This window comes from Cellulomonas sp. P4_A2, from assembly GCF_056402515.1.
Map to the genome: position 1 here is coordinate 1 of NZ_JBFUHG010000032.1, position 7,358 is coordinate 7,358.

At 73.7% G+C, this 7,358-nt stretch carries 8 protein-coding genes; all 8 read right to left on the reverse strand.

The annotated features are described in order from the left end of the window. On the reverse strand, positions 1-2,475 hold a 2,475-nt coding region (gene smc / locus AC1DUE_RS19765), incomplete at its 3' end, for a chromosome segregation protein SMC (protein ID WP_477041119.1). Between the two features lie 48 nt (positions 2,476-2,523). Next, on the reverse strand, positions 2,524-3,081 hold the full coding sequence (locus tag AC1DUE_RS19770; protein WP_477041120.1) for a HEAT repeat domain-containing protein: 558 nt from the start codon (positions 3,079-3,081) through the stop codon (positions 2,524-2,526). 3 nt (positions 3,082-3,084) lie between these two features. Continuing rightward, positions 3,085-3,519, reverse strand: a complete 435-nt coding sequence (gene ndk / locus AC1DUE_RS19775; RefSeq protein ID WP_477041121.1) for a nucleoside-diphosphate kinase — start codon at positions 3,517-3,519, stop codon at positions 3,085-3,087. A 27-nt stretch (positions 3,520-3,546) separates the two neighbouring features. After that, positions 3,547-3,948, reverse strand: coding sequence for a DUF4233 domain-containing protein (locus AC1DUE_RS19780; protein WP_477041122.1), 402 nt, complete (start codon positions 3,946-3,948; stop codon positions 3,547-3,549). 10 nt (positions 3,949-3,958) lie between these two features. Then, the gene (locus tag AC1DUE_RS19785; RefSeq protein WP_477041123.1) at positions 3,959-5,668 is read right to left on the reverse strand and encodes an MDR family MFS transporter; all 1,710 of its coding nucleotides are present in this window, start codon (positions 5,666-5,668) and stop codon (positions 3,959-3,961) included. A 78-nt stretch (positions 5,669-5,746) separates the two neighbouring features. Then, a complete protein-coding gene (locus AC1DUE_RS19790) occupies positions 5,747-6,379 on the reverse strand; it encodes a TetR/AcrR family transcriptional regulator (protein ID WP_477041124.1) in 633 nt (210 codons plus the stop codon). 68 nt (positions 6,380-6,447) lie between these two features. Continuing rightward, positions 6,448-7,152: a dihydroxyacetone kinase phosphoryl donor subunit DhaM gene (gene dhaM, locus AC1DUE_RS19795; RefSeq protein WP_477041125.1), complete on the reverse strand. Its 705-nt coding sequence runs from the start codon at positions 7,150-7,152 to the stop codon at positions 6,448-6,450. Then, the coding region (locus AC1DUE_RS19800; RefSeq protein WP_477041126.1) for a DAK2 domain-containing protein at positions 7,149-7,358 on the reverse strand (210 nt) is incomplete at its 5' end. The genes AC1DUE_RS19800 and dhaM, both read right to left, overlap by 4 nt.

Genomic DNA, 7,358 nt, shown 5'->3' on the forward strand with positions numbered 1-7,358 from the left:
GGCCTGCGCGGCGCGCTCGAGCGACTCCGCACGACCCGACAGCGCGCGGGCGCGCTCCTCGCCGGTCCGCAGCGTCAGCCGCGCCTCGGTCTCCCGGGCGCGAGCGCCGGACGCCAGCTCGGCCAGGCGGTCGCGACGGGCGCTGCCCTCCACGATCGCGGCCTCGGACTCGGCGGGCTCGACCTCGGCCGCGGCCAGCCGCTCGGTGAGCTCGGCGAGCTCGGCGGTGTCCGCCTCGAGCGTGTTCGACGCGCCGTCGAGCGAGGTCTGCAGGCGCGCGGCCTCGGCGTTCGCGGCGCGGGCGGTCGAGCCGAGGTGGCCCAGCTGCTCGGCGACGGCCGCGAGGGCCGCGTCGGACTCGTTCAGCCGGTCCAGGGTGTGCTCGTGCGCCTCGCGGGCCGCGGCCAGCGACTCGGTCGCCGTCGTCAGCTCGAACCGGACCCGCTCCCCCGCCGCAGCCGCGGCCGCGGCACCCGACCTCGCCTGCTCGAGCGCGGCCTGCAGGTGCAGCGCGCTCGGAGCGGTCGCCGAGCCACCGGAGGCGCGGTGCTGCGACAGGACGTCACCGGACCGGGTCGCGACGACCAGGTCGGGGCGGGTGGCGACGATCGCGCGGGCGGCGGCGAGGTCGTCCACGACCACGACGTCGGCGAGCAATGTCTCGACGGCGGCGCGCACGTGCGCGGGGGCCCGGACCAGGTCGACGGCGCGCTCGGCGCCTGCGGGCACGTCGGTCACCGGCGGGGCGGGACTCCCGGCACCGCCGCTGACCAGCAGCGTCGCCCGGCCGGCGTCCTCGGTGCGCAGGTACCGGATGGCGTCGACGGCGGCATCGACCGAGTCGACCGCGACCGCGTCGGCGAGCGAGCCGAGCGCCGCGACGATCGCCTCCTCGTCCTTCGGGTCCACCGCCAGCAGGGCCGCGACGGATCCGACGAGACCGGGCTGACCGTCGGCGGCGAGCAGTGCGCCCACGCCGTCCTTGCGCGTCAGGCTGAGCTCGAGGGTCTCGGCGCGCGACTCGAGGGCCGCACGCTCGCGGTCGGCGGCGCTGAGCTGTTCCTGGAGCGCGGCGAGCCGCTCGGTCGCCTTCTCGAGCGCCTCGACGGCTGCCTCGTGCTCGGCGTCCAGGCCCTCCTCGCCCTCCTCGACACCCGCGACCTGCGACTCGAGGACGGCGAACTGGGTCGTCGCGTCCTGGGCGCGCAGCTCGGCCGCCGCCAGCGACTCGCGCAGGCGCCCGATCTCGGCCTGCGTGGCCTCGACGCGGCTGCGTCGGGCCGCGACCTGGCCGGCGAGGCGGGCGACGCCCTCGCGACGGTCGGCGGCACCGCGCAGGGCGGTCGCCACCTCCTTCTCGGCGGCGACGGCCTCGGCCTCGGCCTGCTGGCGCGCGGTGACGGCAGCCTCCAGCCCGGCCCGGGCCAGCTCGACCTCGCCTGCCAGCTCCGCCTCCGCCGAGCGCACCCGCTCGGCCTGGGCCGCCAGGTCGTCGGGGTCGGCGCCGCCGGAACGCTCGGGGCCGGCGCTGCCGAGCAGCCGGACCCGGTCGGCCGCCAGCGAGGCGGTGCCGCGCAGCCGCTCGCGCAGCGACGACAGCCGGTACCAGACCTCGCTGGCCTCGCTGAGCGCGGGTGCCGCCTCGGCCGCCTCCCGCTCGAGCGTCGCGAGCCGCGCACGGACACCGGCCAATGCCTGCTCGACCTCCTCGCGCTTCACGCGCAGGGCGCTCTCGTCGGCGATCTCCTGCTCGAGCGTGGAGGTGAGCTGCGCCAGGTCGTCGGCCAGGAGCCGCGCGCGGGCGTCGCGCAGGTCGGCCTGGACGGTCTGCGCCTTGCGAGCGACCTCGGCCTGCCGGCCGAGCGGCCCGAGCTGTCGTCGGATCTCGCCGGTCAGGTCGCCGAGCCGCGTCAGGTTGGCCTGCATCGCCTCGAGCTTGCGGAGCGCCTTCTCCTTGCGCTTGCGGTGCTTCAGGACGCCTGCGGCCTCCTCGATGAAGCCGCGCCGCTCCTCGGGCGTGGCCCGCAGGACCGCGTCGAGCTGGCCCTGGCCGACGATGACGTGCATCTCGCGGCCCAGGCCGGAGTCGGACAGCAGGTCCTGGATGTCCAGCAGCCGGCAGCCCTGGCCGTTGATCGCGTACTCGGACCCGCCGTTGCGGAACAGGGTGCGCGAGATCGTCACCTCGGAGTACTCGATGGGCAGCGCACCGTCGGCGTTGTCGATCGTCAACGACACCTCGGCACGACCCAGCGGCGGGCGGCCGGTGGTGCCGGCGAAGATGACGTCCTCCATCTTGCCGCCGCGCAACGACTTGGCGCCCTGCTCCCCCATCACCCAGGCCAGCGCGTCGACGACGTTGGACTTGCCCGAGCCGTTCGGCCCGACCACGCAGGTGACGCCCGGCTCGAAGTTCAGGGTCGTCGCCGAGGCGAACGACTTGAACCCCCGCAGGGTGAGGGTCTTGAGGTGCACGGTCGAAGCCTAAGGGCTGGCCGCCCGGCAGCCGGGAGGCGGCGCTGCTCAGCGCCGGTGGTGGCCGGGATCGGGCAGGTCGAGGCGCTCCGCGAGCCGGCTCCGGGCCTGCCCGACCGCGCGCGCGACCCGGGCGTCCTCGTCGTGGAGCGTCGCGAGCACCTCGAGGTCGTCGTGCTCGCCGACCACGGCCAGCGCCTGGGCGGCGGCGACGCGGACGCGGGGTGTCTCGTCGGCCAGGAGGGCTCGCAGCGGCTCGGCCGCCTCCGCTACCTCGCGCAGCCGGACCACCGCCGCGCACGTCTCCCGGACGCGCCACGCGGGGTCGGACAGCCCGCTGACGACGGCGCGCCGGACGCCGACCTCCTCGCGCCAGGCGTAGCGCAGCGCCCGGGCGGCCCAGGCACGTGGCCAGTGGTCGGGCTTGCCGGGCTGCGTCGCGTAGCGGTCCGCGAGCCGTTGCGACCCGGGCCCGGCGATCAGGTCCAGCGAGAACGGATGGTCCGACGTCCGTCCGGTGAGCAGGTCCACGCACCGGTCGACGACGACGTCCTCTCCGAGGTCCGCGCACGCCTGCGCGACGAGGTCCGCAGGCGTCGCGGCCATGGTTCAGAGCGCGGGGAACCAGAGCGCGATCTCGCGGGCGGCCGACTCGGGAGAGTCCGAACCGTGCACGAGGTTCTGGATGACCTTCAGGCCCCAGTCGCGGGCGAGGTCGCCGCGGATCGTGCCGGGCGCGGCGACCGTCGGGTCGGTGGCGCCGGCCAGGGACCGGAACCCCTCGATGGCGCGGTGGCCCTCGACGACGACCGCGAGCAGCGGGCCCGAGCGCATGAAGTCGACCAGCGGGGTCAGGAACGGCTTGCCGGCGTGCTCGGCGTAGTGCTCCTCGAGGAGCTCCACGGAGGCCTCGCGCAGCTCGACGGCCACCAGCGTGTAGCCCTTGGCCTCGATGCGGCGCAGGACCTCGCCGGTCAGCCCGCGCCGGACGCCGTCCGGCTTGACGAGGACGAGGGTGCGCTGGGTGGTCGGTGCGTCAGTCATGGCCGTCACCCTAACGGGGGTCGTCGCTCAGGGTCCGACTGCACCGGGGTGAGCGGCGTCATACTCCGCACGCTCGCGGTCGATGCGTCCGCCCAGGCTCAGGGCGACCCACCACAGGATCACGAAGAGCCCGCCGACGAAGAACATCATCGGGACCCAGATCCCGCCCGCGAGCACGAGCACCTGTCCGACCCACCCGGCCGCGTACCCGCCGGGCCGCGAGACGAAGCCCGACAGCAGGATGAGCAGCACGCACAGGCCGCCGCCGACCAGCCAGACGGTGGCCGTGGGGGCGACCCGGAGGCCGTACGCCACGAGCGTCGCGAAGAACACCACGACAGCCTCGAGAACGAGGATCGTCTGCGTGAACTGGGGCTTCGCGGGGCGCTTGCGGCGTACGGCCGGACCGTCACCGGTGGTGGAGCTCATGCGGCCAAGGTTACCGGCGGGCCGACGCGCCGACGTCCTGCGCCGGCTCGCGGTGCGGGCTCGGGATGTCCGGGTGGGCCGGCGCGGAGAGCTCGTCGAGCACCACGGAGCCGTCGACCGTCTCGGTCACGTCGCCGGAGCCGTCGGCGGCCAGCGCCTCGCCGCGGGCGACCATGCCGGCCACGTCGGAGAGCTTGACCTCGCGCAGGAAGAGCGCGAGAACGAACCCGACGAGGACCACGGGCACGAGGTACCAGAACGACGGGGCGAGGGCGTTGGTGAACGCGTCGATCACGCCGGTCTTGTAGGGCTCGGGCAGTGCCTGCACGGCCGCGGGGGTGAGGCCGGCCGCGCTGTCGCCGGCACCCGCCGGGGCACCCGCGAACACGTCGCCGAGGTTCGCAGCGAGCTTCGTCGTGAAGAGGGTGCTGAACAGCGCCGTGCCGACGGCCGCGCCGATCTCGCGGAAGAAGTTGTTCGTGCTGGTCGCGGTGCCGATCTCGTGCGGGTCCACGGAGTTCTGCACGGCGAGGACGATCGTCTGCATCACGAGGCCCATGCCCGAGCCGACCACGAAGATCATGGCGCCGAACAGGATCATCGACATGTCACCGGTGATCTGCGTGAGCCACGCGATGCCCCCAGCCGTGATGGCCAGGCCGGCCACGGGGAAGATCTTGTAGCGGCCCGTGCGGGTGATCGCCAGACCCGACCCGACGGCCGCGATCATGACGCCGACCATCATCGGGAGCATGAGGAAGCCGGACTCGGTCACGCCGGCACCGGTCGACATCTGCAGGAACGTCGGCAGGAACGCAATCGCCGCGAACATCCCCATGCCGAGGATCAGGCCGATCACGGTGGCGATGGTGAAGGTCGGGTTGCGGAACAGGCGCAGCGGCAGCAGCGGCTCCTGCGCGCGCAGCTCCACGACGATGAACGCCGCGATGGACGCGAGGGTGCCGACGGCGAGCGCGAGCAGGCCAGGGTCGGACCAGTCGTAGCCGCGGTTGCCGGTCCAGCTGTCCCAGCTGGTCAGCAGGACCAGGCCGGAGGTTCCGACGACCATGAAAAAGATCCCGGCGACGTCGATCTTCTTGCCGGAACGGTGCGAGGGCAGCTTGAGCGTGAACCAGGCGATCGCGAACGCGGCGACGCCGATCGGGATGTTCAGCCAGAAGCACCAGCGCCAGTCGGCGTGCTGCGTGAACAGGCCGCCGAGCAGCGGTCCGACGACGGCCGCGATGCCGAACAGGGCGCCCATCGGGCCCATGTACTTGCCGCGCTCCTTGGCGGGCACGATGTCCGCGATGATCGCCTGCGACAGGATCATCAGACCGCCACCGCCGAGGCCCTGCATGAACCGCCAGAACACCAGCTGGCCGAACGTGTCGGCGAACCCGGCACCGGCGGACGCCAGCGTGAACAGCCCGATCGCCACCAGGAACGGCCAGCGCCGGCCCCAGAGGTCACCGAACTTGCCGTACAGGGGCATCACGATGGCGATCGCCAGGATGTACGCGGTCACCACCCAGCCCTGGTGCTCGACGCCGTTGAGCTCGCCCACGATCGTGGGCATGGCTGTGCCGACGATCGACTGGTCGAGCGACGACATGAACATGCCCGCCATGAGCGCACCGAAGATGAGCCAGACGGTGCGGGGGGTCAGGACGATCAGCGGCTTGTCTGTCGCTGGGGCGCCGGGTGCGGCGATGGCCATGCGTGGGACCTCGTTCTTCGGTGCGTTCGGGCAACTGTGATCGCGTCGCGGGACGCGCGGGACGACGGTGGAGCGGCTTCAGTCGGAGACGATCGCGCGCAGCTCGGCGACCACGGCAGCGAGGTGGTCTCCGACAGGCACATCGGCAGGTGAGGCCTCGGAGCGCAGGAATGTCGCGTGCACGAGGAACATCAGGGCGGCGGAGACGGTCTCGGTGGAGTACGCCGACGACGCGGTCCCCGATCCGAGGCGCTTCTCGACGACGGCCGCGAGCTGCCCCTTGTGCTTCTCGAGCCAGGCCATGTGGCGGGCGATCAGCCGCGGCTCCTGGGCCGCCAGCTCGAACGCGCGTGCCATCCGGGCGTGGTCCAGGTGCGGGTCCCCCAGGAACGACGAGACGAGCGCCTGCATGTCCTCGAGGAGGTGACCGGTCGGGCCGCCCGCGACGAACGCGTCGGCGGCCTCCGACTCCAGCGGCCACGGCGCGTGCCCGAGGACCGCGTCGTCCTTCGTCTCGAAGTAGTTGAAGAACGTGCGGACCGAGACGCCGGCCTCCGCGCAGATCGCCTCGACCGTCACCGCGTCGAGGCCGTGCTCGGCGACGAGTCGATGTGTCGCGTCGATCAGCGCCTCGCGGCGCGCAAGCTTCTGGCGCTCCCGCAGGCCGGGGCCGCGGGGGTCGGCCGAGCCGACGAGAAGGGTGTTCTGCACGAGGTGCAACTTTACATCTCGTGCAATATTTTCTGAACGCCCGTCCATGTGGACTCGGTCACACGGGATCAGGTCTCGCCGAACCCGCCCTCGACCGCGTCGACGAGGGCCGCGACGGCCTCAGCAGCCTGCGCGCCCTCGGCCTCGACCTGCAGCTCGTGCCCCTGCGTGGCCCCGAGCTTCATCAGGGCCAGCACGCTCGCCCCGTTCGCGCCGTTGACCTGCACCTTCGCGTCGTAGCCCGCCAGCATCCGCGCCACGACCGCGGCGGGCCGGGCATGCAGCCCGAGCGGGTTGCGGACCGTGACGGTGGCCCGCACGACACCGTCGTCGGCGACCGGACCCGCTGGGGCGGCCTCCGCCGAGGGGGTCCCGAACATGCCGCCTGCGGCCTCTGCCGACGCGTGGACCGTCTCCAGGTCCGCTCCCGCGTGCGCCGTCACGGCCGCCGCGACAGCGCCCTCGACGAACGGGGCGTCCGCGAGCCGCACCCGCGCCGCGACGTCGGGGTCGAGGAACTCCACGACGGACTCGGTGGTGAGCACCGCGGAGCCCAGGTCGGTCAGGACGACGGCGGAGCCACCGTCCTCGGTCGCCCTGGTCAGCGCGGCCTCGATCGCGCCGAAGCTCGTGCCGATCCCCCCGTCGTCCATGCCACCCGCGGCGATCAGCAGGACGCCGGGCGCCATCTGGCCGGCGAGCTCGGCGGCCCCTTCCGCGAGCGCGCGCGAGTGCGAGACGAGCACGAGCGCGACCCGTGCGCCCCCGCTCACTCCGCGGCCTGGGCGGCGGCGCGCAGGATCAGCTCGGTCGAGCGCGCCCCCGGGTCCATGTGGTGCGCCGAGCGCTCGCCGAGGTAGCTGGCGCGACCCTTCGTCGCGATCAGCTCGACCGTCGCCTCCGCACCGGCGGTCGCGGCCTGCGCCGCCGCCTCGAGGACGGCGGCCGGCGTGGCGCCCGAGTCGGCGGCGGCGACGGC

Bases quoted from the DNA above. Each gene is read 5' to 3' on its own strand.
- ndk (WP_477041121.1), bottom strand. From the start codon at position 3,519: ATGACTGACGCACCGACCACCCAGCGCACCCTCGTCCTCGTCAAGCCG.
- AC1DUE_RS19785 (WP_477041123.1), bottom strand. From the start codon at position 5,668: ATGGCCATCGCCGCACCCGGCGCCCCAGCGACAGACAAGCCGCTGATC.
- AC1DUE_RS19770 (WP_477041120.1), bottom strand. From the start codon at position 3,081: ATGGCCGCGACGCCTGCGGACCTCGTCGCGCAGGCGTGCGCGGACCTC.
- AC1DUE_RS19780 (WP_477041122.1), bottom strand. From the start codon at position 3,948: ATGAGCTCCACCACCGGTGACGGTCCGGCCGTACGCCGCAAGCGCCCC.